The organism is Halalkalicoccus sp. CG83 (assembly GCF_037081715.1).
GTDB classification, from domain to species: Archaea; Halobacteriota; Halobacteria; order Halobacteriales; family Halalkalicoccaceae; genus Halalkalicoccus; species Halalkalicoccus ordinarius.
Map to the genome: position 1 here is coordinate 2,526,652 of NZ_JAZDDH010000001.1, position 25,605 is coordinate 2,552,256.

The 25,605-nt window shown below is 67.1% G+C and carries 29 protein-coding genes, 1 tRNA gene and 1 pseudogene; 7 read left to right on the forward strand and 24 right to left on the reverse strand.

Translation table 11 applies throughout. The features are described from left to right. Positions 1 to 35 precede the first annotated feature (35 nt). Complete coding sequence (locus V0Z78_RS13140) at positions 36 to 743, reverse strand: Nmad3 family putative nucleotide modification protein (RefSeq protein ID WP_336345090.1); 708 nt, start codon at positions 741 to 743, stop codon at positions 36 to 38. Between the two features lie 143 nt (positions 744 to 886). On the opposite strand from V0Z78_RS13140, the gene V0Z78_RS13145 reads away from it, so the two are divergent. After that, the gene (locus V0Z78_RS13145; RefSeq protein ID WP_336345091.1) at positions 887 to 1,561 is read left to right on the forward strand and encodes a helix-turn-helix domain-containing protein; all 675 of its coding nucleotides are present in this window, start codon (positions 887 to 889) and stop codon (positions 1,559 to 1,561) included. A 342-nt stretch (positions 1,562 to 1,903) separates the two neighbouring features. Here V0Z78_RS13145 and V0Z78_RS13150 read toward each other — a convergent pair. The 3 genes and pseudogenes from V0Z78_RS13150 to V0Z78_RS13160 form a co-directional block, all read right to left on the reverse strand. Continuing rightward, a pseudogene (locus tag V0Z78_RS13150) lies at positions 1,904 to 2,323 on the reverse strand (universal stress protein); the annotation flags it as partial. A gap of 158 nt (positions 2,324 to 2,481) precedes the next feature. Further along, positions 2,482 to 3,228 (reverse strand): ribonuclease H-like domain-containing protein, encoded by a 747-nt coding sequence (locus V0Z78_RS13155; protein WP_336345093.1) that lies wholly within the window; start codon positions 3,226 to 3,228, stop codon positions 2,482 to 2,484. Between the two features lie 29 nt (positions 3,229 to 3,257). Then, on the reverse strand, positions 3,258 to 4,031 hold the full coding sequence (locus V0Z78_RS13160) for an alanyl-tRNA editing protein (protein ID WP_336345094.1): 774 nt from the start codon (positions 4,029 to 4,031) through the stop codon (positions 3,258 to 3,260). 152 nt (positions 4,032 to 4,183) lie between these two features. Here V0Z78_RS13160 and V0Z78_RS13165 point away from each other — a divergent pair, with 152 nt between their 5' ends. Then, a complete protein-coding gene (locus V0Z78_RS13165) occupies positions 4,184 to 4,876 on the forward strand; it encodes an HD domain-containing protein (protein WP_336345095.1) in 693 nt (230 codons plus the stop codon). Here V0Z78_RS13165 and V0Z78_RS13170 read toward each other — a convergent pair. The 4 genes from V0Z78_RS13170 to V0Z78_RS13185 form a co-directional block, all read right to left on the reverse strand. Beyond that, positions 4,871 to 5,518: a LysE family transporter gene (locus tag V0Z78_RS13170; RefSeq protein WP_336345096.1), complete on the reverse strand. Its 648-nt coding sequence runs from the start codon at positions 5,516 to 5,518 to the stop codon at positions 4,871 to 4,873. The genes V0Z78_RS13165 and V0Z78_RS13170 overlap by 6 nt on opposite strands. Before the next feature lie 59 nt (positions 5,519 to 5,577). Further along, positions 5,578 to 6,222: a TMEM165/GDT1 family protein gene (locus V0Z78_RS13175; RefSeq protein ID WP_336345097.1), complete on the reverse strand. Its 645-nt coding sequence runs from the start codon at positions 6,220 to 6,222 to the stop codon at positions 5,578 to 5,580. Further along, positions 6,219 to 6,344 (reverse strand): hypothetical protein, encoded by a 126-nt coding sequence (locus V0Z78_RS13180; RefSeq protein ID WP_336345098.1) that lies wholly within the window; start codon positions 6,342 to 6,344, stop codon positions 6,219 to 6,221. Before V0Z78_RS13180 ends, V0Z78_RS13175 begins: the two co-directional genes overlap by 4 nt. Positions 6,345 to 6,420: 76 nt before the next feature. Next, positions 6,421 to 7,611, reverse strand: a complete 1,191-nt coding sequence (locus V0Z78_RS13185; RefSeq protein WP_336345099.1) for a threonine synthase — start codon at positions 7,609 to 7,611, stop codon at positions 6,421 to 6,423. A gap of 113 nt (positions 7,612 to 7,724) precedes the next feature. On the opposite strand from V0Z78_RS13185, the gene V0Z78_RS13190 reads away from it, so the two are divergent. Beyond that, complete coding sequence (locus V0Z78_RS13190; protein WP_336345100.1) at positions 7,725 to 8,987, forward strand: NAD(P)/FAD-dependent oxidoreductase; 1,263 nt, start codon at positions 7,725 to 7,727, stop codon at positions 8,985 to 8,987. A gap of 22 nt (positions 8,988 to 9,009) precedes the next feature. Here the strand turns inward: V0Z78_RS13190 and V0Z78_RS13195 are convergent, their stop codons facing one another. The 7 genes from V0Z78_RS13195 to V0Z78_RS13225 form a co-directional block, all read right to left on the reverse strand. Next, positions 9,010 to 9,687: a metallophosphoesterase gene (locus V0Z78_RS13195; protein WP_336345101.1), complete on the reverse strand. Its 678-nt coding sequence runs from the start codon at positions 9,685 to 9,687 to the stop codon at positions 9,010 to 9,012. A 122-nt stretch (positions 9,688 to 9,809) separates the two neighbouring features. Then, the gene (locus V0Z78_RS13200; protein ID WP_336345102.1) at positions 9,810 to 10,433 is read right to left on the reverse strand and encodes a J domain-containing protein; all 624 of its coding nucleotides are present in this window, start codon (positions 10,431 to 10,433) and stop codon (positions 9,810 to 9,812) included. Between the two features lie 44 nt (positions 10,434 to 10,477). Continuing rightward, on the reverse strand, positions 10,478 to 11,230 hold the full coding sequence (locus tag V0Z78_RS13205) for a proteasome assembly chaperone family protein (RefSeq protein WP_336345103.1): 753 nt from the start codon (positions 11,228 to 11,230) through the stop codon (positions 10,478 to 10,480). Between the two features lie 4 nt (positions 11,231 to 11,234). After that, positions 11,235 to 11,417: an RNA-protein complex protein Nop10 gene (locus tag V0Z78_RS13210; RefSeq protein ID WP_336345104.1), complete on the reverse strand. Its 183-nt coding sequence runs from the start codon at positions 11,415 to 11,417 to the stop codon at positions 11,235 to 11,237. Positions 11,418 to 11,421: 4 nt separating this feature from the next. Then, positions 11,422 to 12,222 carry a translation initiation factor IF-2 subunit alpha gene (locus V0Z78_RS13215; RefSeq protein WP_336345105.1) on the reverse strand — a complete coding sequence of 267 codons (801 nt, stop codon included), beginning with the start codon at positions 12,220 to 12,222 and terminating at the stop codon, positions 11,422 to 11,424. Further along, positions 12,219 to 12,434 carry a 30S ribosomal protein S27e gene (locus V0Z78_RS13220; RefSeq protein ID WP_336345106.1) on the reverse strand — a complete coding sequence of 72 codons (216 nt, stop codon included), beginning with the start codon at positions 12,432 to 12,434 and terminating at the stop codon, positions 12,219 to 12,221. The genes V0Z78_RS13215 and V0Z78_RS13220 overlap by 4 nt, the downstream gene beginning before the upstream one ends. Before the next feature lie 2 nt (positions 12,435 to 12,436). Next, entirely contained in the window at positions 12,437 to 12,715 is a 279-nt protein-coding gene (locus V0Z78_RS13225) for a 50S ribosomal protein L44e (protein ID WP_336345107.1), read from the reverse strand. Positions 12,716 to 12,930: 215 nt separating this feature from the next. On the opposite strand from V0Z78_RS13225, the gene V0Z78_RS13230 reads away from it, so the two are divergent. Further along, on the forward strand, positions 12,931 to 14,736 hold the full coding sequence (locus V0Z78_RS13230; RefSeq protein ID WP_336345108.1) for a cbb3-type cytochrome c oxidase subunit I: 1,806 nt from the start codon (positions 12,931 to 12,933) through the stop codon (positions 14,734 to 14,736). Between the two features lie 3 nt (positions 14,737 to 14,739). Here the strand turns inward: V0Z78_RS13230 and V0Z78_RS13235 are convergent, their stop codons facing one another. After that, positions 14,740 to 15,156 carry a DUF6789 family protein gene (locus V0Z78_RS13235; protein WP_336345109.1) on the reverse strand — a complete coding sequence of 139 codons (417 nt, stop codon included), beginning with the start codon at positions 15,154 to 15,156 and terminating at the stop codon, positions 14,740 to 14,742. 81 nt (positions 15,157 to 15,237) lie between these two features. Here V0Z78_RS13235 and V0Z78_RS13240 point away from each other — a divergent pair, with 81 nt between their 5' ends. Further along, on the forward strand, positions 15,238 to 15,495 hold the full coding sequence (locus tag V0Z78_RS13240; protein ID WP_336345110.1) for an HAH_0734 family protein: 258 nt from the start codon (positions 15,238 to 15,240) through the stop codon (positions 15,493 to 15,495). 125 nt (positions 15,496 to 15,620) lie between these two features. On the opposite strand, the gene V0Z78_RS13245 is transcribed toward V0Z78_RS13240, so the two are convergent. Next, positions 15,621 to 15,998, reverse strand: coding sequence for a methylglyoxal synthase (locus V0Z78_RS13245; RefSeq protein ID WP_336345111.1), 378 nt, complete (start codon positions 15,996 to 15,998; stop codon positions 15,621 to 15,623). A gap of 124 nt (positions 15,999 to 16,122) precedes the next feature. Here V0Z78_RS13245 and V0Z78_RS13250 point away from each other — a divergent pair. Both V0Z78_RS13250 and V0Z78_RS13255 read left to right on the forward strand, forming a co-directional pair. Further along, positions 16,123 to 16,197 (forward strand) — tRNA-Met (locus tag V0Z78_RS13250). A 304-nt stretch (positions 16,198 to 16,501) separates the two neighbouring features. Beyond that, positions 16,502 to 17,176, forward strand: coding sequence for a hypothetical protein (locus tag V0Z78_RS13255; protein WP_336345112.1), 675 nt, complete (start codon positions 16,502 to 16,504; stop codon positions 17,174 to 17,176). A gap of 224 nt (positions 17,177 to 17,400) precedes the next feature. Here V0Z78_RS13255 and V0Z78_RS13260 read toward each other — a convergent pair whose 3' ends face one another. The 7 genes from V0Z78_RS13260 to V0Z78_RS13290 form a co-directional block, all read right to left on the reverse strand. Further along, a complete protein-coding gene (locus tag V0Z78_RS13260; protein ID WP_336345113.1) occupies positions 17,401 to 17,946 on the reverse strand; it encodes a hypothetical protein in 546 nt (181 codons plus the stop codon). A 58-nt stretch (positions 17,947 to 18,004) separates the two neighbouring features. Beyond that, positions 18,005 to 19,363 (reverse strand): ABC transporter ATP-binding protein, encoded by a 1,359-nt coding sequence (locus V0Z78_RS13265; RefSeq protein ID WP_336345114.1) that lies wholly within the window; start codon positions 19,361 to 19,363, stop codon positions 18,005 to 18,007. Next, positions 19,356 to 20,438 carry an ABC transporter ATP-binding protein gene (locus V0Z78_RS13270; protein WP_336345115.1) on the reverse strand — a complete coding sequence of 361 codons (1,083 nt, stop codon included), beginning with the start codon at positions 20,436 to 20,438 and terminating at the stop codon, positions 19,356 to 19,358. Before V0Z78_RS13270 ends, V0Z78_RS13265 begins: the two co-directional genes overlap by 8 nt. After that, positions 20,438 to 21,472 carry an ABC transporter permease gene (locus tag V0Z78_RS13275; RefSeq protein WP_336345116.1) on the reverse strand — a complete coding sequence of 345 codons (1,035 nt, stop codon included), beginning with the start codon at positions 21,470 to 21,472 and terminating at the stop codon, positions 20,438 to 20,440. The genes V0Z78_RS13270 and V0Z78_RS13275 overlap by 1 nt, the downstream gene beginning before the upstream one ends. A 9-nt stretch (positions 21,473 to 21,481) precedes the next feature. Next, positions 21,482 to 22,438 (reverse strand): ABC transporter permease, encoded by a 957-nt coding sequence (locus V0Z78_RS13280; RefSeq protein ID WP_336345117.1) that lies wholly within the window; start codon positions 22,436 to 22,438, stop codon positions 21,482 to 21,484. A gap of 84 nt (positions 22,439 to 22,522) precedes the next feature. Then, on the reverse strand, positions 22,523 to 24,496 hold the full coding sequence (locus V0Z78_RS13285) for an ABC transporter substrate-binding protein (protein WP_336345118.1): 1,974 nt from the start codon (positions 24,494 to 24,496) through the stop codon (positions 22,523 to 22,525). Between the two features lie 385 nt (positions 24,497 to 24,881). After that, complete coding sequence (locus tag V0Z78_RS13290; protein ID WP_336345119.1) at positions 24,882 to 25,571, reverse strand: type 1 glutamine amidotransferase domain-containing protein; 690 nt, start codon at positions 25,569 to 25,571, stop codon at positions 24,882 to 24,884. Between the last annotated feature and the right edge of the window lie 34 nt (positions 25,572 to 25,605).

Here is a 25,605-nt window from a genome sequence, read left to right on the forward strand (position 1 = left end):
TCGAACCCTGCGGGCGGGGGAGTGAAAAGCCCCGCTCACGGCAGGTCGCCGTCGAGCCACCGCCGGATCTCCGCGATTCGGTCGACGTCGAGGATCCGGGCCGCGCCCGCCCGGGTCAGATCGCCCTCGAACCCGATCGCCCGCGCGACCTCGGGTCTGACGAGGCGTTCGTCGGTCCCGAGCGGGCGGGCGCGAGCGAACAGGCCGCTTCGCGTCGGCTTCCCCCGGACGATCACGGGATACCGGTCGCTCGCCCGGGAGTCCGGGCCGAGGGCCGCCCGTTTCACGTGGGCGTTGTGGGGGAAACGCTCGCACGCGGCCGTCCGCTCGTCCCGGTTCATCGCCTCGAGGTCGCAGACCTCGCTCACGGTGAGATAGCCGATGGCGTACAGCCGCGCGGGACCCGAGCCGTCGATCGGTTCGAGTCCGGCATAGAACACCAGCAGGTCGCCATCGGTGAGCCGCGAGAGCTGTGAGCACTTGATCCTCCCGACGTCGCCGTAGGTGTAGGTGGTGAACTCGGGGTCGTAATGGGGGACGCGATCGGCGAGGTGGGGGACGTACGTCGAGAGCGCCTCGCCGTGGCGTCCGAGGAGGTCGGCGTACGTCCGGCGTTCTTCGGTTTCCTTCGACTCCGGGATAGGGACGTACTCGAAGCGCCCGTCGGGAAACAGCGGGCCGTGGGCGCCGCCGGTGCCGGTGTCGATCCCGACGCGCAACAACAGCGCCTCGTCGACGGTCATGACACCGGTAGGCGTCGCCGCGATTTACGCCTCACGACCGACGCCACGTGAGGTGGGTCTCGAACCCGAGAGGAGAGGCCCCGCGGAGCGACGGCGGTACGACGATCACTATAGCTATCCGGTAGCGCCGTCTTACACGACCAATGACAGCTGTCATCGTGGAGTTCGAAATCCCGTCGGACCGGATCGCGATGAGCGACACGCTGACGCAGTTCGACGAGATCGAATTCGACGTTCAGGAGATCGTCGCCCACGACGACGTCGTTTCCCCGTTCGTCTGGGTCTCCGGTGTCGGCGTCGACCGGCTCGAGTCGGCGTTCGACGCCGACCCCTCGGTCGGCTCCTACCGCCGGCTCACCGAGAAGAGCGACGGCAGCGTCCTGTACGAGATGGAGTGGTCGCGGGACGCCGACGTCGTCCTCCGGCTGATCGAGGAGGGCGGCGCCGTTCTCCACGCGACCGGCGGGACGGACTGCTGGTTCTTCCGGTTGCTGTACCCGACGCACGAGTCGCTCTCGCGAAGCTACGAGGAGTGCCGACGGGAGGGGCTTGCCGTCGACGTCATCCGGGTTTATCGGGCCAAAGGTGGCGACGAGGGGACGTCGCTCCTGACCGAGAACCAGCAGAAAACGGTGATCGAGGCGTTCGATCTGGGTTACTACGACATCCCGCGTCGAACGACGCTGGGCGAGCTCGCCGAATCACGGGGAACGTCCCACCAGTCGCTCTCCGAGCAGCTCCGCCGCGCACACCGCAACCTGATCGAGACCCACGTGATCGAGGGGGGTCGAAGCGACGGACACGACTTCGAGGAGTGAGAACGATCCTCGCGGCGTGTCGCCAGTTCTGCCCGCCGAGACTCGCTCGTCCCTCCCGACTCGAACGGCGAGGTCGACCGATCCCCGGCGATCCGTTCCACGGTGTCGGGGAACGGGCCGGCGTGATTCCGGAGCAGCGACGGCTCAGGCGGGCGTTTGGCCGAGCGGGAGGGTCACCCCCAGACAGCCTGGACAGAACTCCGATCGGGTGTGGAGGGTGACGGCACAACCCGGACACCGTCGGAGGGACGGTGGAGATCCATCCGTCACTCTCGAGATCAGTTCCCGGTGAGCCTTCCGAGCCGGAGTCGTCGATCCGGTGGTGGTCGGTTCGCTCACGGTCGTGACCGGAACCGACGACCGCAGTACGACGAGCTCCGACAGACTGCCGAGAAGCAGTCGCGAGAGCCCGGATCGATCGTGGGTCCCGATGACGATCCTGTCGACGTCGTTCTCCTCGGCGTACGCGACGATCTGACGGGCGGGCCTGCCGTAGCGCGTGGCAGTCGTGACCGTCAACCCGTGTTCGTCGGCGTACGCGCGGGCGTTCTCCAGAACGGTTTCGGCGGTCTCTTCGGCCGCGTTGCGGTATGCGTCGTACTCGGTCGGGAGCACTCGCTGGCGAATGCTGCCGTCGGACTGGTCGGCGTCGATCACGTGGAGAACGGTGATCGTCGCGTCGGCGAACCGTCTCAGAGCGTGTTCCAGGGCAGCCCTGGCCGGATCCGAGTCGTCGATCGCGACTACCACCTCCCGTGTCATATGATATGTTGTCGCACTAATCGCAAGAGTGACCGGCATGCCGGTGCGTGGTCTATAAGATCGGCCTCGTCCAACCGGGATCGGCCGACCGACGGACCGAGTACTCTGGATCGCCGTACCGGCCGCTTCGAGCGGGCCCCCGAACCGAGTCGGGCGGGTTAGCGATACGCTTCGAAGACCTCGCGATCGAGCGCGTCGACGACGCGTCCCGAGATCGCCTCCAGGTTGCGCGCGTCCGCGCGGTTGTACCGAACCAAGCGATCGAGCGCGTCCTCGTCGCCGCGCTCGTAGCGGTGCCAGAGCCGGACGGCTTCCCGGCCGTCGACGTCGTCGTCAGCGCGTTCGATGCCGAGTTCGCGTTCGATCGCCTTCAGCCCGCCCTCGAGGCCGAGCCGCTTACAGGGGTACATGAGGTCCAGGTGCGGAGTGTCGATCGAGCGGTCGAACGCGGTCTCGAGGAAGGGGACGTCGAAGCGCGCGCCGTTGAACGAGACGAGCAGCGACGCCCGATCGAGTTCGCGATCGAGCGCCTCGGGCGTGAGGTTCCGGCCGGCGACGAGCGTCCGCGTCTCGCCCCCGCGGTGGAAGCTGACGGTCGTCACTTCGTCGGAGTACCGATCCAGCCCGGTGGTCTCGATGTCGAAGAAACAGGCGTTCTCGCGGGCGTTCTCGAAGAGCCGCCAGCGACGCTTCGCGGGGAGCCGATCGGCGAAGAAACGCGTGTTCTCGGCGGCGAGCGCCTCGCGGGCGGCCTCGAGCGCCCGATCGACGCTCGCGTTCGTCTTCGGCCCCAGTACGTCGCAGTCGGCGAAGGCGTCCCAGTGGGTGACTCCCGCCTCCCACAGGCGCCGTTCGGTGCGTTCGCCGACCCCGTCGACGAAGATGAAGCTGTTCTCGATGCGCACGGCTTTCCTCCGTCCCCGATCGAGATAACCTATTCGTCTCCGAGGACGAACTCGAGACGTTCCCCATCACTTCCCTGCGTCCGTCGTCCCGTCACCGTCGCGCGGCCGATATCGGCCGTGTTCGAGACGTGCGTGCCCGCACACGCGGTCCTGTCGTACGCCTCTCCGGCCGCCGACCGGCGACCGTTCGGACCGCCGGACTCGGACTCGGACTCGTGCTCCGTTCCGATCTCGACGATCCGCACCTCGGTGATCGACTCGGGCAGGAGATCGAGACGGGTCCGCTTGGGATCGAGTTCGCGCTCCGCGCTCTCGCGCTCGAGCGTGTACCACCGCACCGGCCGACCCTCGTCGATCAGTTCGTTCAGCCGGCGTTCGACGTCGTCGAGGTCCCGTTCGTCGAACCGGGGATACCGACAGTCGAGGCGGGCGTGGTCCGCGTAGAGCTGGTTTCCGACCGTCGGCGCGTCGTACTCCGCGAGCAACAGCGCCGAGAGCAGGTGCTGGGCGGTGTGGTAGCGCATGTGTGCCAGACGGCGCTCCCAGTCGAGTTCACCACGGACGGTCGTCCCGGGCTCGGGGACTTCGCCCTCGAGCGTGTGGTGGATCACGTTCCGTCCCTGCACGTCGACGACGCGGGCGCGGCCTCCGTCCGTTCGGAGGACGCCGGTATCGTGGGGCTGGCCGCCGCCCGTCGGGTAGAAGTGGGTTCGATCGAGGACGACGCGCTCGCCGTCGGCGCGCTCGACCGTCGCCTCGAACGTTCTGACCGTCGAGTCCTCGAGGTAGAGCGGTTCGGTCACGGGGGGTGTACTCGTTCGACGCGCATAAGCGTCGATGCCGTCGACGAGGGATCGGAGGGAAACGGCCGCCGTCCCGTCGTAACGCTAAAGAGTAAAACAGACCTCTTCGTAGTTAACAATGAACGACGACACGGATCTGCGGAGGCGGTTCTATGGGCGTTGAAATCAAGGAGACGCCCGTCTCCGACGCCGAGTTCGAGTCGATGAAGCGGTTCGTCTACGAGTACCTCGACGCGAGCGTCAAGAACGAGGACGAGGGGGGCCGGATGCGATGGTACCCGTGGCACTCCGCGGAGTACCGCTTCAACCACACGCTGAACGTCCTCTCGCTCGCGACGGAGATCGCCCGCAAGGAGGGAGCTGACGTCGACGTGGTCCGGGTCGCGACGCTGTTTCACGACGTCGCCAAACTCGACGCCGACCAGGACGTCCACGCCGAGGAGGGCGCGCGCGTCGCCCGCGAGTACCTCTCCTCGCGAACGTCGGTCCCCGGGTCGTTCATCGACCGGGTATGTAACGCGATCGAGGCCCACTCCCACCAGGGCGAACTGGACGCCGTCTCGCTCGAGGCGCGCTGTCTCATCGAGGCCGACCTGCTCGATAAGGTCGGCGCGAACGGCACCGCGCTGATGCTGCTTCGCATGGGCTACGAGGCCCGAACGCACATGGACGCCGCGACGATCGTCGACCGGGTGTACGAACGCGGAAAGGAGGCGGTCTCGCGCGTCGAGAGCGACACCGCACGGAGCATGGCCCACGAGCGGCTCAAGCGGGTGCGCTGGTTTCGCGAGTGGCTCGAGAGCGAGGTGCCCGAGATGGACTGCGAGCCGCCCGAGGGGCTATAGCGTCACGGCCGCCCGGTAGAGAAACAGCAGGCCGAACCCCGCGAGCACCGCGGCGCTCGCGCCCGCGACCAGCGGCGCGAACCCGTCGATCCGTCGGCCGAGCGCGACCAGCGTCGCGGGAAACGCCGTGATCCAGAGCGCGATCCCGGCGAAGAAGCCGACGACGATGGCGACGCTCCCCGTCGAGACCGCGATCGTCCCCGCGGCGGGCACCGTGAACGCGAGGCTGCCGGAATCGAGCAGCGTCACGCCGACCGTGAGCCACCAGAGGACCTGATACGGGTTGGTGAGCGAGAGTACGAACGTCCGTCGAAACCCCCTCGAGGGGCCGGCCTCGCGACCGCCGAACGACTCGCGGGCGCTCCTGGCGGCGTCGAGCGCGAAGTAGAGCATGAGAACGCCGCCGACGCCGGTCATCACTGCCCGCAGCGTCGGGGCGTCCCGCAGCACGGTCGCGACGCCGGCGAGCGCGACGAGGAGGAAGCAGGCGTCGGCGCTCATCGCGCCCAGTCCGGCTCGAAATCCCGCGATCCACCCTCGGACGGCGCTCTCCTCGGCGATGACGGCGTTCATCGGTCCCGGCGGCGCCGCGAGCGAGAGCCCGAGCACGACGCCGGCGACGGCTGCGACGATCGACGACACGTATCGTCGTCGACCGCGAACCACCAAAAATCGCGCGCCAGCGGGCGGTGCGTCGTCGCCTACAGCGGAAGCAACGAGACGCCGATCGCGTGCTCGAGGACGACGTCCGCGGCGAACAGGAGGAACACCGCCGCGGAACAGAAGTAGAGATAGCGCTTCCCGTCGTACGCCTCCAACCGATGGGCGAACCGATCGAAGAAGTACGCGTTCACGAGGCTCACGGGCACGATCGCCAGCATCTCACCCAGCCAGATCGCCGACCCTTCGGCGTACCGGGCCGCGAGCCCGATGGTGACGATCTGGGTCTTGTCGCCGAACTCGCCGAGCGCCATCACCGAGAACGAGGGGACGAACCCGGCCAGCCGACCGCCGTCGCCGACGTCGATATCAGGGAGCAGCCCGCCGTCCGTCGCAGTCGATGTGCCCTTCTCGGGCGCCGAGTAGATCAGGAGCGCCGCGAACGCGACGAACAGCGCGGCGGTCGCGGCGTCGAGGTACAGCTTCGGGAGCGCCCCTTGAAGCGCCTGGCCGAGCGCGATCTCGAGAACCGTCCAGCCGCCGAACGCACAGCTGGCGCCGGCGACGACGACGAGCGGGTGGAACCTCGTCGCAAGTCCGGCGATGACGAACTGTCCCTTCTCGCCGGGAAGCGCGAACAGCTGTGCGGCGAAGGCGATCACCAGCACCTCGACCCAGCCCGTCATGCGTCCTCGACCCCGGTCTCCGCTTCGTTTCTCGATCCGGGAGGATAGGGCGGCTCCTCGGCTCGTTCGGGACGAGGGGTCGTCTCGAGGCGCTCCTCCGGTGCGTCGCTCGACATCTCCATCGGATTAGAGTTGACTAAAGCGTATGTATTCTTCGTCTAACCCAGGGCGGCGCGCTACCATGCTGCGGAGGGTCGTTCAGATCCCCTTCCCCATCAGGTGGCTCCGGAGGACGTCCGCGTCCTTGTTCGCGCTCGCGGTGTTGAGCAACACGACGGTGTCGTCCCCGTCGAACGCGCCCTCCGCCGCGAGCGTCCACGCGCCGCTCGCGGCGGCCGCAGGGGTCGCGCCCATCTCCAATCCCTCGCCCTTCGAGACGGCGATCGCGCTCTCGAGGATCTCCTCGTCGTCCGTCGCAACGGCGCCGCCTCCCGACTCGCGCAGCGCCTCCAGGATCAGCGGGCTCGCCCCGGGGTCGGGGATCTCGATCCCGCCGCAGATGGTGTCGGGGGTCTCCCAGGGCTCGTGGCGGCCGCGGCCCGCCTCGAACGCCTCGACGATCGGCGCACAGCCCGAGGCTTGGGCGGCGTACATCGCCGGCAGCCCGTCGATCAGATCCAGATCGCGGAGCTCCTTCGCCCCCTTGTGCATCCCGACGAGCCCGACGCCGCCGCCCGTCGGATAGACGACGGCGTCCGGCACCTCCCAGTCGAGCTGTTCGACGATCTCGTAGAGCATCGTCTTCTTGCCCTCGTGGCGATACGGCGTGACGAACGTCCCGACGGAGTACCACTCCTCCTCGGCCATCGCGTCGGCGTAGGCCGCGCCCGCGTCGTCGATCCGCCCGCCGACGACCGTCATGTCGCCGCCGTGGACGTTCACCATCGCCTTGTTGGTGTGGTTCGAGCGCGCGGGCAGGAAGACGTGGGCGTCGACCCCCGCACGCGCCGCGTACGCCGCGGCGGCCTGGCCCGCGTTGCCCGCCGAGGCGAGCGCGACGTCGCTCGCGCCGTGTTCGCGCGCCGCCGTCAGCGCGACCGTCTGACCGCGGTCCTTGAAGCTCCCCGTCGGGTTCCGGCCCTCGTCCTTGATCACCACGCGCTCGACGCCGAGTTCGTCGGCCATCCCCGGGCAGTCGACCAGCGGGGTCGCCCCCTCGTCCATCGTCACCGCGGCCTCCCGGGGGAAGGGCAACAGCTCCTCGTAGCGCCACATCGACTCGAACGGTCGTTCGTCGAAGGTCCCGTGATCGACCTCGATCGCGTCGTACTCGTAGGTCGGGTCGAGGATCCCCCCGCAGCCGGGACAGCGGTGGGTCGCCACCTCAGGGTCGAAGCGCCCGTCGCAGTCGACGCACGTCAGCCCGGCGAACGCGGCCGTCGTTTCCATACCCGTGGCTTGCCGGCGGACGCCTAATGTCTTCGGTGACGAGGACGTTCGAGGGACGAGCCGGAGACCGTCGAACCCGCCAGAGGTTTGGCGGTCGGCTCCCAACCGCGCTCATGGACGCGTCCGTCGTGGTCGTCGGTGGGGGACTGGCGGGGCTGGTCGCGGCCCGCCGGCTCGGGAGCCGCGGTGCGGAGGTAACGCTGCTCGAGCGCGAAGCCGAGGTCGGCGGCCGGGTCCGCTCGACCCACGAGGACGGCTACACGTTCGACCGGGGCTTTCAGGTGCTGTTCACCGCCTACCCGACCGCCCGCCGTGAACTCGACTACGACGCCCTCGACCTGCGACGGTTCAAGCCTGGCGCGGTGCTCGCCCGGCCCGGAAGCCGCTCGGTCCTCTCGGACCCGCTTCGCGATCCGAGGGCGCTCGCGGAGTCGACGGTCAACACCGAGGTGTCGACGCTCGACAAGCTCCGGACGCTCGCGCTTCGCCGCCGGCTCTCGGGCGTCGATCCCGAGACACTCTTCGACGGCGGCGACCAGACGATCCGGGCGGCGCTGCTCGAACGCGGCTTCTCCGAGCGGTTCGTCGAGAACTTCGCCGCGCCCTTCTACGGCGGGATCACGCTCGATCGCTCGCTCTCGAGTTCGGCGGCGACGTTCGACTACACCTTCACGATGCTCGCGCGCGGGGAGATCGCCGTCCCCGCGGAGGGGATGGGCGCGATCAGCCGACAGCTCGCCGGCGCCGCCCGGGAGGCCGGCGCGGCGATCGAGACCGGACGAGCGGTCGACTCCGTCGAGGGAGACGGCGAGGGAGCGACCGTCGTCGCCGGCGACGAGACCCTCGCTCCCGACGCGGTCGTCGTCGCGACCGACCCGCGCACTGCCCGCGAACTCACCGGCGTCGGGTCGATCCCGACCGAGGCGCGCGGCTGTGTCACCCAGTGGTACGCCTTCGACGGCGAACTCGACGCGGGTCGACGGCTGCTGCTCAACGCCGACGGGGAGACGCCGAACCACGTCGTCGACCACACCGCCGTCGCTCCGGAGTACGCGCCCGACGGCGAGACGCTGTTGAGCGCGACGTTCCTCGGCGAACCGGACGAGAGCGACGAGGAGCTCGCTGCACGGACCCGCGAGGCGCTCTCCTCGTGGTACCCCGCACGCTCCCTCGAGTCGCTCTCCCCGCTGCACACCGACCGGATCCCGTTCGCACAGTTCGTCCAACCGCCCGGCTTCTACAGGGAACGTCCCGACGTACGCGCGCCGTCGGGGCCGGTCTACCTCGCGGGCGATTACGTCGAGTGGTCGGCGATCCAGGGCGCGATGGAGGGCGGTGCGCGCGCGGCTGACGCGGTCGTCGAAGACGTCGAGTGACGGCCGAGGCGCCCTCGGACGCTCAGAGCATGGCGCGGAACTCCGCGAGCGGCGGGAACCACAGCGTCTCATCGGCGTCCTCGTCGCGAACGATCGGTCGGTACTCGCCCGGCTCGGCGAGCAGCGGCGAGCGAAACCGGCGCCTCCGCGAGACGTCGGTTCCGGGGGCCAGTCGGGTGAACGCCGGCAGGACGAGCGCCCGGCCGCCGGGGACGGCGGGACCGACGAGATAACAGGGGCGCTTTCGGCCCTCGATCGTGATCGCCGGGTGTTCGTGACCGATCACGTACAGCGACGCGTCCGCGTCCGGGAGCTCGTGGCCGTGGGTGACCAGCGCCTCGCCGACGGCGTGTTCGGGAGCGGTCTCGAGCAGCGAGCCGAGCATCGTGTCGTGGTTGCCCTCGACGGCGACCAGCGCCGCGCCGGCCTCGGCGACGCCTTCCTCGATCGCGGCGAGGGTTCGCTCGACCGACCACGGAACCCGGTCGAACGAGTGGAGCAGGTCACCGGCGACGACCACCTCCTCGGGGTCGAACCGCTCGAGCAGCCGTTCCAGACGGTCGAGAACGTCCGCACGCTCGCCCAGCGGGAGATCGACGTTCGAGGCGCGATCCCGGCCCAGATGGACGTCCGCGAGGACGAGCGCTCCCGTGTCCGGAAAGAAGACGGCACGATCGTGGAAGACGGCCTCCTCGAGCACGGGCAATCACTCGGCGGCTCGGGCCATGAGGCTGTCGGGTTTACGCCATCGTTCCAGGGATCGGGCCATTGCGGGTGGGCCGTCGGATCGCGCGAGGGCCGACCGAACCCGGGAGTCACTGCTCACGAGGTGGCCGGCGCCGTCGCCTCGCCCTCCCGGTCGGCGGCGTGGGCGTGTGCGGTCGTGTAGGCGTCGCGAACCCGCCGGAACGTCTCGGGATCGCCACCCTGGTCGGGGTGAACGCGTTTGACCTTCTGGCGGTAGGCCGAGCGGATCTCGCTCTCCGTGGCGTCGGTCTCGAGCCCCAGAAGCGCGAACGCGGCGGTCGTCTCCCCGTCGTCGGCCCTCGTGGTCAACTCGGGCGTCTCGAACGGGAGGCGTCGTCCGAGGTGAATGCTCGGCATCTCGTGTTCGACCAGTACGGCGTAGGTGTCGCTGGCCTCGATCCGGAAGTACGCGCGGGCGTCGAACGTGATCGCCACGTCACGTCGGGGGAGGTAGAAAGCGACCGGCTGGCCGTTCAGATCGTAGTCCTCGACGAACTCCTCGCCGATGGCCCGCAGATAGTGACGGATCTCCGTGCCTTTTCGGCTCGTGGCGTTCACGCCGCCGTCCGTCCGCTCGTCGTCGGGGAAGAGTCGCGATCCGATCACGAAGACCGCGGCGATGACGACGCCGATGGCTAGCCCGACGAGGACGCCGACGACCAGCCACCAGGGGAGGACCAACACGGGATCCGACTGCACGCTCCGGCGTAGGGGATCGACGATAAAGAAGGTTCCCGACCGAGTCAGCCGATGTAGCGCAGGTCGTCGTCGGTCGGGACGTTCTGGTTCTCGATCTCCTGCATCCGCTCGACGACGTCCTCCATCTCGTCGGCGCGCTCCTCGAGCTGGGTGAGGTCGACGTCGAGCCCGAGCAGCTCCTCGAGGACGCCCAGCACCGCCTGAGCGCTCTTGGGATCGACGAGGTAGCCGCTGGTCTCTCCCATCAGACACGCCGCCTCGAAGCCACGCCGGCCGCCCAGCCCCACGAGCAGGCCGCTGATCCCGACGATGCCGCCCTCGGGCTCGTTCTCGCGGAACTCGACGCCCGCGTCCTCGAGGGTCTCGATCAGCGATTCGTCGGTGGCCGCCCCGAGGACGGCGTGGTCCTCGACGAGCTCGCCGGTTGGGATCCCGCCGAGCGCGAACACGCGCTCGACGCCGGTCTCCTCGGCGGCGTCGAGGACGGCGTCGGCGATACGGTAGTGGCCGATGCCGCTCGCGGCCTGCTGGTCGCCCGTGAGCACGAGCAGGTCCCGGCCGTCGGTGGGGACGTGGTGGAGCTCGACGGAGACCAGTTCGGCCAGCCCGGACTCGTCGACGCTCACCTGTGGCGGGAGGTGTTCGGAGTAGAGCCGCCGGATCGGTTCGCCCTCGCGTTCCTCGATCAGCTGTTCGGCGACGAGGGTGCCGACGTGCCCGACGCCGGGGAGCCCCTCGATCAGCACCGGCTCGTCGAGTTCGGGCTCGGCGAGTACCTCGACCTCTACGTCGTCCATGCCCTCACTCGCGGCTCCGGCGCTTAAGAGCGCGTCGGTACTCGCCGTAGGGGTCCTCGGGGTTGAACGGCGCCGGCGCGCTGTTCACCGCTTTCGCGCCGCAGTCTGGACAGCTCGGAGAGAGGGTGTACACCGGGCGGTCGTGGCGCGCACGCCACGCCAAACAGATCCGGATGTCGGACTTCATCGCGCTACTCGTCGTCGGTCTTTCGCTCGCGGTGGAAGCTCCCGCTCCCGCCGAGCGCGGCGATCGCCTCGCTCGCGCGCTGGGCGCTCTTCTCGAGCTCGCTCTCGGCGGTCTTGTAGTTGGGCGCCTGCACCCGGATGCGGTACTCGGGCGCGCCGACGTAGGTGACCTCGAGGTCGATCTCGTCGCTCACCTCGCCGTTGCCCTCCGCCGCCCGTAGCGCCTCCTTGACCGCGTCGACGCCCTCGTCGGTGGAACAGACCAGATCGACGTAGCCCGTCACCGTCACGTACGGCACCGAGACGTTCTCGCGGGCGGTCTCGACGATCGCCTCGGCCTCCTCGTCGGAGAGATCGGTCTCCGAGAGCGCGGAGGGGCCGTGGATCGCGGCCTGTTCGAACCCCTCGTAGAGGCTGCCGTGGACGTCGATGAGCTCGTTCGCGACGGCGCCGTAGGTCTCCTCGTCGACGTCCTCGCCGAAGGCGAGCGACATCCAGTTGTCGGCCTTCTGTTCGTTCTTCCAGCGCTGGATCGTCTCCTTGTGCTGGTGTTCGTTGACGTCCTTCAGCGTGAGGTCGATCTGCTGGGAGTCCCGGTCGACCTCGAGCACCTTACAGACGACCGTCTGGCCCTCGCGGACGTGATCGCGGACGTTCTTGATCCAGCCCGAGGCGACCTCGCTGATGTGGATCAGGCCGCGCTTGTCCTCGTACTCCTCGAGGTCGACGAACACGCCGAAGTCCTCGATCTCATCGACCTTGCCGACGACGAGTTCGCCGGGGTTGGGCCAGCCGCTGTACTTCATCGGACCTCGGCGGTCTCACCGGGCTCGTCCCGGTCCGCCGAGCGGTGCTCGACGGTCTCGAGCACTTCGCCCTCGATATCGGCCTTTCCGCCGGTGGGGCGTACGAGCGTGTGACCACAGACGGCACAGGCGACCTCGGTGGAGGCCCGTCCGAAGACGATCTGTTCGTTCTCGCAGTCCGGACACGCGACGCGGTGAAAGCTCCCCGCCATGGTTACTCCTGGAACTCCACGCGGCCGGCGCGCCATCCCTTGCGCAGGTGGGCCTTGCCGCACTCGCCACAGCGGTACTTGAAGTCGGTCTTCCGGGTCGGCTTCCCGCCGCTCGGCACCTTCGAGAACTTCCCGTCGTTGCCGATGCCGGTCTGGCGCTTTCGCTGTCGGTCGATCCACTTCATTCCGGTCTGGCGGCCGGTGCGGACCTTTTCGAGCTCGTGCTGGTGATGTTCGTTGCAGTACGGACAGTACGTGTTGAAGCGTCGTGGGATCTGCATGGCCTTGCCCGCCGGTTGGCAGGCCGAAGGTAAAACCCGTTTGGTTGCCGGCCGTCGTATCGGTCCTCCCTGCAAAGGTTGATTAGGGTACTGGCCTGAGTGGACGACGTGAACTGCTACCGTTGGGAGGGGCTCGGAACCGACGGACGTGACGACGGTTCTCCCCGCCGAAACCGACGGTAGCGGACTATCGGAGCCGAAGCTACAGACACAGCATGTACATCGACATCCTCGGTGGGGCGCTCATCGGCGCGCTCCTCCTCACGCTCTGCGTTGGAATCGCCCGCTCCCTGGATCGACGGGTCGGGGCCGTGATGACCGACGGTGGCGAACGGAGCAATGCGTCGTCCTCCTCTGAGGTCTCCCCCGACGGCGGCGTCGCGACCGGCTACGGGTTCGTCACGTCGAAGCCGACCGGCCTGATCCGGTGGTTCACGACGGTCGACCACCGCGACATCGGGATCCTCTATCTCACCTTCGGCGTGTTCATGTTCCTCTGGGGCGGGATGGACGCGATGATGGCCCGGACGGAACTCCTCACCCCGCAGGCGGAGGTGTTCGGCATCGAGACGTACAACCAGCTGTTCACCACCCACGCCATTACGATGCTGTTCCTGTTCGCCACGCCGATCCTCTTCGGGCTGGCGAACTACTTCCTCCCGCTGCTGATCGGCGCCGACGACATGGCGTTTCCCCGGATCAACGCCATCGGCTTCTGGGTGCTGCCGCCCGCAGCGGTGCTGATCCGCTTCGGCATCCTCAGCGACACGGTGGCGGCGCTTCTCGCTCCGGTGAGCCCCGCGCTCGCGCAGCTGCTCGTCGCGTTCAAACCCATCGACGTCGGGTGGACGCTCTATCCACCGCTCTCGACCCAGACGATCAACGCGCAGATCGACATGGTGTTGCTGGGCCTGCACCTCTCGGGAATCGGGACGACGCTCGGCGCGATCAACATCATCGCGACCATCTTCACCGACCGCGCGCCCGACGTCGGCTGGGAGCGCCTCGACATCTTCTCCTGGACGCTGCTCACCCAGGCGGGCCTCATCCTCTTCGCGTTCCCGCTGCTGGGCGCCGTGCTGATCATGCTGCTGCTCGATCGGAACGTCGGCACCTCCTTCTTCGCCATCGAATACGGCGGCTACATCCTCTACCAGCACCTCTTCTGGTTCTTCGGCCATCCCGAGGTCTACATCCTCGTGCTGCCGCCGTTCGGGCTGATCAGCCTGATCCTGCCGAAGTTCGCGGGTCGGAGGCTCTTCGGCTACAAGTTCGTCGTCTACTCGACGATGGCGATCGGCGTCCTCTCCTTTGGCGTCTGGGCCCACCACATGTTCACTACGGGCATCGACCCCCGCCTCCGGTCGGCGTTCATGGCCGTCACCATCGCCATCGCGGTGCCGAGCGCGGTGAAGGTGTTCAACTGGATCACCACCATGTGGACCGGCAACGTCCGGCTCGAGGCGCCAATGCTCTTCTGCGTCGGCGGCATCTCGACGTTCATCGTCGGCGGCGTGACGGGCGTGTTCCTCGCATCGGTCCCCGTCGATACGCTCGTCCACGGCACCTACTACGTGGTCGGCCACTTCCACTTCATCGTCGCCGGGGTCATCGCGTTCGCCATCTTCGCCGGCATCTACTACTGGTTCCCGCTGATGAGCCGCCGCATGTACGACAAGCCGCTCGCGATCGTTCACTTCGTGCTGAGCTTCGTCGGCGTCAACCTGCTCTCGTTCGCCATGCTGATCGTCGGACTGATCGGGTTGCCCCGGCGGTCCGCGACCTACCCCGTGGAGTTCCTCCCGCTACAGGTGGTCGCGAGCATCGGCGCCGCGCTGCTCGCGCTCGGACAGCTCGTCTGGCTGTGGAACATGGTCCAGTCCTACCGCCGGGGACGGATCGTCATGGACGCAGACGTCTGGGGGCTGAAGAAGTACGGACAGTTCACCAAGGAGTGGGAGTGGTTCGAGGCACGCCTCGAGCAGGTACAACAGGCCGAACCCGAGGAGACCGAGGCGTGAAACTCAGGTCAAACGCTGATAGACGACCCCCAGCGTGAACCCGTAGGCGAGGTGGCCGATCAGCGTGAAGAGGACGTAGAGCAGCACGAACGGCCAGGTCAGCTCGCCGGTGCCGAGCACGAGGAAGGCGACCCAGAGCACCAGCCCGAAGACGAGTCCCCGGATGGCGACGTCACGACCTCCGGGTAGCCTCGCGAGATACTCCTCGATCGCGACGAAGACGATCGGCCAGACGAGCACGCCGATCGCGGCGAAGATCACGAACCCCACGAACGGTTGGTCGGGGAGGCCGACGAATCTGGCGATCGCGTCGGGTGCGTTGAGGCGTGATCGCGTCTGTACCTCCGTAAAGAGGAAGATGAACATCATCACCGTGGTCGCGGCGGCGCCGGCACCGATCGCGCGCAGGAACCGATTCATCGCCTCGGTCTACCACCGTCCGGCCGAAAGCTCTGTCGATCACTCGAAGCGCTTAATTTCCCCTCCCCCGAAGCCGCGGGCATGAAGCGACTGATCGTTCACGGCGATCCCGGGATCAGGAAGGAGGGGATCATCGACTACGACGACCGGGAGATGGTGCTCTTCTCGGTCACCCGGAACGGCGACTGGCACGGCCCCGAACGGCCCCAGCTCTGGTGTGTCATCGGCACCGAGGACGAACGAAGCGACTTCGAGGAGCAGAACTACATCCCCCACTTCCTCGAGACCGAGTCGATCGACGCCGAGGCGGTCGACGTGATCAGAGCGCGCGGCGCCTGATTCCTCCGGCCGGATCCACCCGCGACGTCCGACGGATCTCGCTCGCCGACGTCACGCCCACCGTCGAATCGGAGGGATGGCGAAAAGCGAACGAAGTAGACCGTGTCGTGAATTCTCAGGAGTTCTTACGCCTCCCGTCCCTCGAGCCCCTCGATCAGGAACGTCGCGCTCGTGAGGTTCGTCGCCATCGCCGTCTCGTGGACGTCACAGATGCGCAACAGCGCGGTGATGTCGGGCTCGTGTGGCTGGGCCCGAAGCGGATCGCGCAGGAAGACGATCCCGTCGAGGGCCCTCTTCGCGACCTCCGCGCCGATCATCAGGTCGCCGCCCTGCGGCCCCGATTCCACGGGATCGACGTCGAGCGCCGTCTCGTCGTTGAGCCGCTTGCCGGTGGTTCCCGTGGCGATGAGCTCACAGCCCGACAACAGCTCCTCGTGTTCGCCGGCGAACTCGATCAGGTCGTCCTTCTTCTCGTCGTGAGCGATCAGCGCGAGTCGCGTCATACGCCACCTGCTCACGCCGGCGTCATAGCTGTTCGTACCGTCCGGGTCTCGGTAGCACGATCGTGGCGCCGGCTTGCGGTTCCGAATCACAATTCTTAACTGTGTTACCGGGGTAGGAACTGGTAGCGGGATGGGATAGCCAGGAGATTCCGGCGGGCTCATAACCCGCAGATCGGTAGTTCAAATCTACCTCCCGCTATATTCTATCGGACGCTACCTCGAACGAGCGTAGCGAGTGAGAGCGGTGTCCGACGAACTCGCTCGGAGTAGATTTGAAGCAGGGAGCAGCTTCGCTGCGACCGCGGTTCAAATCTACCTCCCGCTACTTCTTCCGAATCCGACTCACGAGCGAGGAGCTCGAAGCCGAGACGCGGTCCGATGGGGCCCGAACGGGGCGAGTTCGCCACGATCGGAAGTCGGGACCCGTCCCTCGAGGTTCCGAAACGCTGAGAGACGGGAGTACGGTCCGTACCGCTTTTGTCGGCCGAACCCGACGTCCGGTCATGGCGAGCCTGCCCGACTCGCCCCTCGAACGGCTGCGACGGCCGGAGTACACGGGGGCAAACCGGTGTCTCCCCTGTACCGCGGTCAACGTACTGATCGCCCTCGTAGCGAGCGCCGTTCTCGCCCTGCTGTCCGTTCCGCTCGGCCTCGTCGCCCTCCTCTCCTCACTGGTCACGATCTACCTCCGCGGGTATCTAGTCCCCGGAACGCCAACGCTCACCGAGCGATACCTCCCCGACCGCGCGGTCACGCCGTTCGATTCCCACTCCATCGAGCGACGCGAGGAGACCTGGGAGACCGGCGAGAGACTCGAACACCGGCGGGAGAACGCGGTCGACCCCGAGCGGTTCCTCCTCGACGTCGGCGCCGTCGAGCCGTGTGAGCGCGAGGACGACCTGTGTCTGACTGACGCGTTCGCCCGCCGTCTCAGCGACCGAAGCGCGAGGCTGGAGTCCGATCGGATCGACCGCAAGAGGATCGCTGACGTGTTCGGCGCCGATCCTGACTCGATCACCGCACTCGAACGCGAGCACCCCGCGTTCAGGATCGGACGTCGCGTCCGGAAGTGGCCCTCAGAGGCGGCACTCGTCGCCGATCTCGCCGGCGACGAACCCTTCGGGAGTGGACCGACCGCTGGACCGACGTCCCGCTCGTACAGCGTCTCGGGATACTGAAGGCCCTTCGCTCGTTTCACGACGTCTGTCCGCGATGTGCCGGCACGATACGCCTGAGCGACGGGACGGTCGAGTCGTGCTGTCGGTCCTACGAGGTCCTCACGGTCGGGTGTGTCGACTGTGGCGCGTCGCTGCTCGAGTTCAATCCGGCCGACGTCGAACTCCGAGGAGACGAAACGGGCGTCCAGTCCTGAACGGCGACGTTCGATCCGGCCGCCTCGGTTCTACTCCCGTCCTCGAACGACGCGCACCGTCACCTCGTCGTACAGTCCCCTCTCGAACGCGTTCGCGACGTTGAGACCCGCGCCGATCGTGTACTCCCCTCGCCCGACTCGCTCCCACTCGGACTTCGAGACGCGAAACGTCTGCGTCCAGCGCTTCGGGAACCGCTTTCGCTCGCCGCGACCGAACTTGAACTCTCCGGGTTCGGCCGGTGGGTCCCGGAGCGAGGCGATCGACGCCTCCCGCACCCCGTCGACGGACCAGGTCCACGGGATCGGCGAGGCGGTCCGAAACGTGATCGGGAACGGCATCGAGTTCCGCATGGTGACCCGGAACGGGATCCACTCGCCGGAGGCGTACTCGGTCCGCGGCGTCGAGACCCCGATGGAGACCGCTCGATCTCGAACGGTGTCCGGGAGGAGTCGGCGGCTCAGTGCGGTGGCGTCGATCCACCGCATCGCTTGCGGTCGGTCAGAGCCGCGCTCGCTGGGGGAGAACTGATCGTCGTCGTCGCGGTGGAGCGCTCCCGACTCGTAGATCCGACGCATTGTCGTTCGCAGGCGGTAGCCCGACTAAAGCGTTCGGTCGGATCGATCCCGGTACGGATCAGTCGTCCGCGGAAGTCTCGGCCGCGTCACTCCCGGAGGTATCGTCCCGTTCGGCGTCGTAGCGGTCGTCGTACAGGTGACAGGCGATGTGATGGCTCTCGCCGGTCCGGATCGCCTCCGGTCGGTCCCGCTCGCACGGCGAGACGAACCCCTCCTCGAGGCGCTCGTGGGCGCCCGCTATCCGCCCCGCCTGGAGTTCGTCAGTCGCCTCCGAGAGCACCTCCTCTGCGGAAGGGTCCGAGACCCGCTCCGGGAGGTCGAACTCCGCTCTAACCAGTTCGTCGAGGGTCGCCCTCGACGCGTCCGCCGGATCCATCGGTCGCGTCCCCTCCCCCCCGCCGGCGTCGGTGACGGTGAGCGATTCGAGCGTCTCGGCGTCGCCGACCCGGAGTTTGAGATCGAGAATCGACCGCCACTCCTCCTGAGGGAGGTCGTAGTCGCCGGGCTGGATGACGTGGTGACAACGGGTGTGGAACCGACAGCCCGACGGCGGATCGATCGGCGACGGAACGGTCCCGGAGAGGAGGATCCGTTCGCCCGTCCAGAGCGGGTCCGGTTCCGGGATCGCCGAGAGCAGCGCCTCGGTGTAGGGATGGTGCGGCGGCGAGAACACCTCCGCGGTCGTTCCGATCTCGGCGATCTCCCCGAGATACATCACCGCGACCCGATCGGAGACGTGTTCGACGACGCTCAGATCGTGGGCGATGAAGACGTACGAGAGGCCGAACTCCTCCTGGAGGTCCTCCAGGAGGTTGAGGATCTGTGCCTGGACGCTCACGTCGAGCGCGCTCACCGGTTCGTCACAGACGATCACCTCCGGATCGACCGCGAGCGCGCGGGCGATACCGATGCGCTGGCGCTGACCGCCCGAGAACTCGTGGGGGTATCGGCTCGTGTGACTCGGGCTCAGCCCCACCGTCTCGAGAAGTTCGTAGACTCGCTCGGTCCGTTTCTCGCCCTCGGCGATCCCGTGGATGTCGAGGGGCTCGCCGACGATGTCACCCACCGTCAGACGCGGGTTCAGGCTCGAGAACGGGTCCTGGAAGACGTACTGGAGGTCCTTTCTGCGGTCCCGGAGCTCGCCCGGGGAGGCGTCGGTCAGGTCCGCTCCGCGGTAGTACACCGACCCCTCGGTCGGCTCGACGAGCCTGAGGAGCGATCGCCCGAGCGTGGTCTTCCCACAGCCGCTCTCGCCGACGACGCCGAGGGTCTCCCCCTCGTACAGTTCGAGGTCGACGCCGTCGACCGCCTTCACCGACTGGCCGCGACCGAGGAGGCTGTCGACGAACCCGCTGGAGGTGTCGTAGTACTTACGCAGTCCCTCGACGCGCAGAATGGGTTCCTCGCCGCTAGCCATTTCGGCCGCCCTCCGTGGGGGACGTCTCGCGTTCGTCCTCGGTCTCAGGATCGCGGACCCCGACCTCGTAGTCGAGTCCGTCCGTCAGATCACCCGTGTACTCGAGACACGCGGCGGAGCGCTCCGTCTCGCTCGAGGCCTCCGCGCCGGTCTCGGGGTCGACCAGCGGCGGTTCCTTTCGAGTACAGACCTCCTCCGCGAACGGGCATCGCGGATGGAAATCACAGCCCGGCGGGAGTTCGACGAGATCGGGCATCGTCCCGGGGATCGTCTGCAGTCGTTCACGCGTGTCGCCCACGCGCGGGATCGAACTCATCAACCCGACGGTGTAGGGCATCTTCGGGTCGTAGTAGAGCTCCTCGACTGGCGCCTTCTCGACGGGTTTGCCGGCGTACATCACCATCACGCGGTCGCAGACCTCGGCGACGACGCCAAGGTCGTGTGTGATGAGCTGTATCGCCGTGTCGAACTCCTCCGCGAGGCCCTCGAGCAGATCGAGGATCTGCGCCTCGATGGTCACGTCCAGCGCGGTCGTCGGCTCGTCACAGAGCAGCAGGTCCGGGTCACACGACAGCGCCATCGCGATGACCGCACGCTGTTGCATCCCGCCGGAGAACTCGTGTGGATAGTCGGAGTAGCGAGCCTCCGGCTCCGGAATCCCCACCTGATCGAGGAGCCGGATCGTCCGTTCTCGGGCCGCCGCATCGTCGTAATCGAGGTGGTGACGGATCGCCTCGGCGATCTGCTCGCCGACGCTGTAGACCGGATTGAGGGCGGTCTGGGCGTCCTGAAAGATCATCGCGATCTCGTTGCCCCGGACGTCCCGTACCTCCCGTTCGCTCATCTCGAGGAGGTCCCGTCCCTTGAAGCGGACCTCGCCGCTCGCGATCCGCCCGGGGCTCTCGATGAGACGCATCAGCGAGAGGGCGGTGACGCTCTTTCCCGCCCCGCTCTCGCCGACGACGCCGAACTTCTCGCCCCGTTCGATCCGGTAGCTGAGGCCGTCGACGGCGGTGACGACGCCCTCCTCGGTGTAGAACTCGACGGTCAGGTCGTTCACCTCCAACAGCGCCATCAGTCGTCACCTCCACGTCCGACGCCCGTCTCCTGGGCGTCGAGCGCGTCGTTGATCCCGTCGCCGATCACGTTCATCGACATCACGAACAGGAAGATCGCGAGCCCCGGGTAGACCGTCGCCCACCAGGGGATCGCTCCGTCGGGGCCCTGGATGAGCGTCTCGCGGGTCGCCTCCAGCATCGTTCCCCACTCGGCCGTTCCGGGCGGCATCCCGAGCCCGAGGAAACCGAGTGCCGCGACGCCGATGACGACGGTTCCGATGTTCAACGAGGCGTAGACGAGCAACGGCGGTATCGCGTTCGGGATGACGTGTCTGAAGATGACCGCCGGATCGCGTGCGCCGAGGGCCTTCGCCGCCAGTACGTACTCGTTCTCCTTGATGCTCAACACCTCTCCACGGATGAGTCGAGCGTACCCCGCCCACCCGAAGAGGGCGAAGGCGAGGACGAGCTGCCAGTAGCCCCCGCCGAGGATCGCGACGATGATCAGTGCCAGGACGAGCGCCGGGAACGCGAAGATGGTGTCGACGATACGCATCATCACCTCGTCGATCCAGCCGCCGTAGTAGCCCGAGACGGCACCGTATACCGTTCCGAAGCTGGCTGTGAGCGCGACCACGATGAACCCGATCGAGATGCTGTACCGACCGCCGACGAGGATCCGCGAGAACAGGTCGCGACCCGAGCCGTCGGTCCCCATCGGGTGGGAGAGCGACGGCGGATCGTAGATGCCGACGTCGGGGTCCTGGAGGTAGAGGATCTCCGTCGGAGCGTACGGCGCGAGCGAGAACGGCTGGACCGCCACTCCCGTAACGGTGATCGGACGAGCGAAGAGCGCGAGCAGCGACATCGTCGCCACGATCCCGACCCCGAGCATCGCCGATCGGTTGCGCTTGAACCGCCTCCACCCCCGTTGCCATCTGTTCTCGGTCTCCGTTCCACTCCCCTCCGTCCAGTCCGACAGCGGCTCTCGCCGCTCGACGTGTTCCGCGTCGAAGCCGGAGATCCGAATTCGTCCTCGTTTCGTAGACATTGAATCCACCTAGTCGTATCTGATCCGTGGGTCGAGCACCGCGTAGAGGACGTCCGCGAGCAGGTTCGCCAGGATGATGAACACGCCCGTGAACAGCGTGATGGCCATGAGGAGGTTGATCTCCCGGGCGTTGATCGCGACGATCAGCTCCCGGCCGAGACCGGGCCAGTTGAACACGACCTCGACGACGACCGATCCGGCGACGATCCCTGCCGTCAGGGTCGCCGCGAGCGTGACCACGGAGATGAGCGAGTTCCGCAGGACGTGTTTGAGGACGACCTGCCGTTCGGGGAGCCCCTTGGCCCTGGCGGCGGTCACGTAGTCCTCGTTCATCTCCTCGGCCATCGACGTGCGCAACACCCGCATGATGCTCGCCGCCGCCGCGGTACCGATCGTCACGCCGGGCAGGATCAGGTACCAGAGCATCCGCGGGTGGTACAGCGGTAGACGGGAGGGCGGGATCACCGGCCAGAGACCGGCCCACAGCGAGAAGACCAGGATCAGCATGAGCCCGAGCCAGAAGTTCGGGATCGAGATCCCCGAGAGCGCGACGAACCGGCTGACGGTGTCGCCGAACCGGTCCTTGTTCACCGCCGCGTAGATCCCCGTGGGGATCGCGATGACGAGCGCGAACGCCCAGCCGAAGAGCCCGAGCGCGATCGTTTCGGGAAGTCGGGCCAGCACGATCGCGGACACCGGCCGGTTGTTCCTGAGCACCATCCCGAAGTCGCCCGTCAGGACGTTCCCGATCCACGCCAGGTACTGCTGCCAGACCGGTCCGTCCAGCTCGTACCGCGCGCGGAGCTGGGCCTCCTGACTCGCAGTTATGTCCGGGTTCAGCGCCACCATCTGGCTGACGGGATCGCCCGGCGTGAGGTGAAAGAGGCCGAACGTGATCACCGACACGCCGAACAGGATCGGAATGATCGACAACACTCGATACAGTATGAAACGTCGGAGACTCATGCTACGTCGGTATATTCCCGTGGTCGTTCGGGCGTTGTAAACACATGGGTGGTCGGGAACGGGGCGGATCGCCTGCTCTGGGAGTCACTCCTCGCGGTCGAGCCAGATCGCCTGCCGCTCCTGTGGACTGTACAACGCGAAGCTGTACAGCGTCTCGATGAACGGGTTCGCCCGGAACCCGACGACGGCGGTGTTCATCACGGCCTCCGTGATGCCGAAGTGCGTGATCGAGCTGTAGCGCTCGTCGGCGAGATACTGCCAGATCTCGTCGTAGCGCTCGGCGCGAAGCTGTTCGTCCTCGATCACCTCGATGTCGTACCGTGCGCCGTCCATCAGCCGGTCGAGTTCGGGGTCGTTGATGCCGTTCAGGTTGCAACACTGGCCGACGTTCTCGCTGTGGTGAAGCGCGTTGCAGAAGCTCTCGGGGTTGAACGTGCCCGAAAGCCCGATGCAGGGGATGTGACCGTCGTTCTGGTACTCGGGATCGAGCACCCGCGCGATGTACGTGTTCCACTCGTAGGTCTCGAGCGAGGCCTCGAAGTGCCCGGACTGCTCCATCGCCTCGGCGATCAGCTCGAGCATCTGTACGCGGTCGTTGTTGTCCGCGTTGACCTCGAGTCGGACCTCGATGGGCGTCTCGATGCCGGTGTCGTCGATCACCTCCCCGATCAGCTCGTCGGCCCGTTCCGGATCGTACTCGTTGTACGGCCGGAGCCGTTCCTCGAGCGCTTCGGGATCGGTCGTCCCGCTCTCCTCGGCGATCGACGGGATGTCGGTCCAGGCCGGACGTACCCACCCGTTGAACACGTTCTCTGCGATGTTCTCGCGCGGAACGAGGTGGTTGACCGCACGCCGGAGCCGAGCGTCGTCCCACGGTTCGACGTTGACGGGGTACTGGACGTAGTCGTACGAACCGGCTTCAACGGCGGCGATGCGGAAGTTCTCGGAGTCGTCGAACTGATCGAGGGTCTGGGTCTCCAGGCCCGTGGTGACGTCGACCTCGTCGTTCTGGAGGGCGGCCGACCGGCTGGCGTCGTCCTCGACGATCTCGACCTGGATCTCGTCGATGACCGGTCCATCGGGGTACTCCTCGGGACCGTCGAACCAGTCGATCGAGTCGACGCCCGCCCGTTCGACCCAGTACTCCTCGAACTTCGCGAGCTCGTAGTACTGCTCGTCCTCGAACGCCTCGAGCGTGTAGGGGCCGGTCCCGATCGGGTCGTTGCCCTGCCGCGGGTCGAGCTCCCCACCCTCCAGCTCCGCCTGCTCGGTCGAGTGGATGGACAGCCCCGGCAGCTCCCGCTCGGCCTCGGCGTCGGGGACCTGGGCGTACAGGTCGACGGTGTACTCGTCGACCGCACGGGCGTGTAGCAGCGAGTCGTACGTCTGTGCCGAGAGGTCGGAGTTCTCGTATCGCTCGGCCGTTCGGACGACGTTCTCGGCGGTCAGCTCCTCGCCGTCGTGGAACTGGATACCCTCGCGGAGCCGATAGCGAAACTGCATCCCGAAGACGCCGTCGTCGACGGCGGCGGCGGCCTCCTCGGGGGTGAGGACCCGGACCTCGTCGTCCTCGATCGGGTCGTCGTCCGGATGTCGGACGATCACCTGTTCCTCGGTATCGAGGACCCCCTCCTCGTTCGCGCCGACGGAGACCATGTACTCCTCGTAGACCGTTCGGTCGACGTCGTTGGTCTCGACCTCCTCGTACGCCTCGGCGAGCCACGGGTAGAGGTTCCCGTCCCTGTCGGACGTGACGAGCTGTTCGAAGACGAACCCCTGGGCTTGCGTCGACTGTGCATCGGTGCTGTAGGGCGGGTCGAACGAGTCGACATTCGCCGTCGCGGCGATGCGGAGCGTCCCACCCTCCTGTAAGTCGGCGAAGTCTACCTCCTGCTCCTCCCGATCACCGACACGGCCACCGTCGCTACCGTTCTCCTCCCCCTCCCCGCCGTCACCGCCGAGACAGCCGGATACCCCGACGACCCCGGCCGCACCCATCCCCCGAAGCAACCGTCGTCGATTGACGTCGTGATCCGGAGACTCGTGACTTCGCGTCATGACGTCATGTCGGGTAGACGGGTATATAATTATTGTCTGTCAACCACACGTTATATTTACACTTCTCCTCAACATCCCCTAATGAGCTTAACGATTGATTTCTAACCGGACGAGCTGACGAACATGCTATGATCCAAACGTCGCGAAATCACCCAACCGAACCCGTCTACGGTCCGTATTTACGTGTAAGGAGCGCATCTCCATCGAAAGCCGGAACGGTTGCGATCGAGCCGGCGGCTCTCCGATCGGACCGACGGCCGACGAACTCGCTAATCCGAGTGTGAACGACCGCTAGAGGTCGTGGATCCACGCCTCGGCGCGAGGATCCGACCTCGGTTTCGTCGGTCAGCGTGGTGGTTCGACGACCGCTAGGGAGGTCGTCCGCTCAAGCCGGTCGTTCGATCTCGAGCTCCTCGAGCAGCGTCCGTGCCGCCTCGGCGGAGGACGCGGGGCCGCGACCCGTGATCAGGTCGCCGTCGACCTTCACGCTCGTCTCCTGATCGAGTTCGGCGTCCCAGTTCCCGCCGGCCGCGCGAACCTCGTCCTCGACCCAGTAGGGGAGCTTCCGGCCGTCGTCCATGCGCCCGTACTCGTCGACGATCTCCTCCTCCTGCTCGTTCGGGAAGCCGGTGATCTCGCGACCTTCGGCGATCCGCGAGCCGTCGCTCATCCACGTGAACCCGAGGATTCCGACGGCGTGACAGACCACGAGCGCCTTATCGCCGTTCTCGACGACGTCGCGAAGCAGGCTCCGGACGTGGACGTCCTGATTGATGTCCCAGACGGTGCCGTGGCCGCCCGGGATGACGAGCGCGTCGTAGTCGTCGGCGTCGACCGACGCGACCGGTACCGGATCGTTCAGCCGCTCGTCGGTCTCGTGGATCTCCTCGACGTGTTCGGCGGTCTCCTCGCCGACCATCTCGGGGTCGAGCGAGCGCTCGTCGATCATCGGCCGGCCGCCGCTCGGCGTGGCGACCGTGATCTCCACGCCGGCCTCGGAAAGCGTCGTGAGCGGCTCGATACACTCCTCTCCCCAGTACCCCTCCTCGCTGACGACGAACAGTGCTGATGTCATGGGCGATCGTTGGGGACGAGCGCGAATAAGTAGG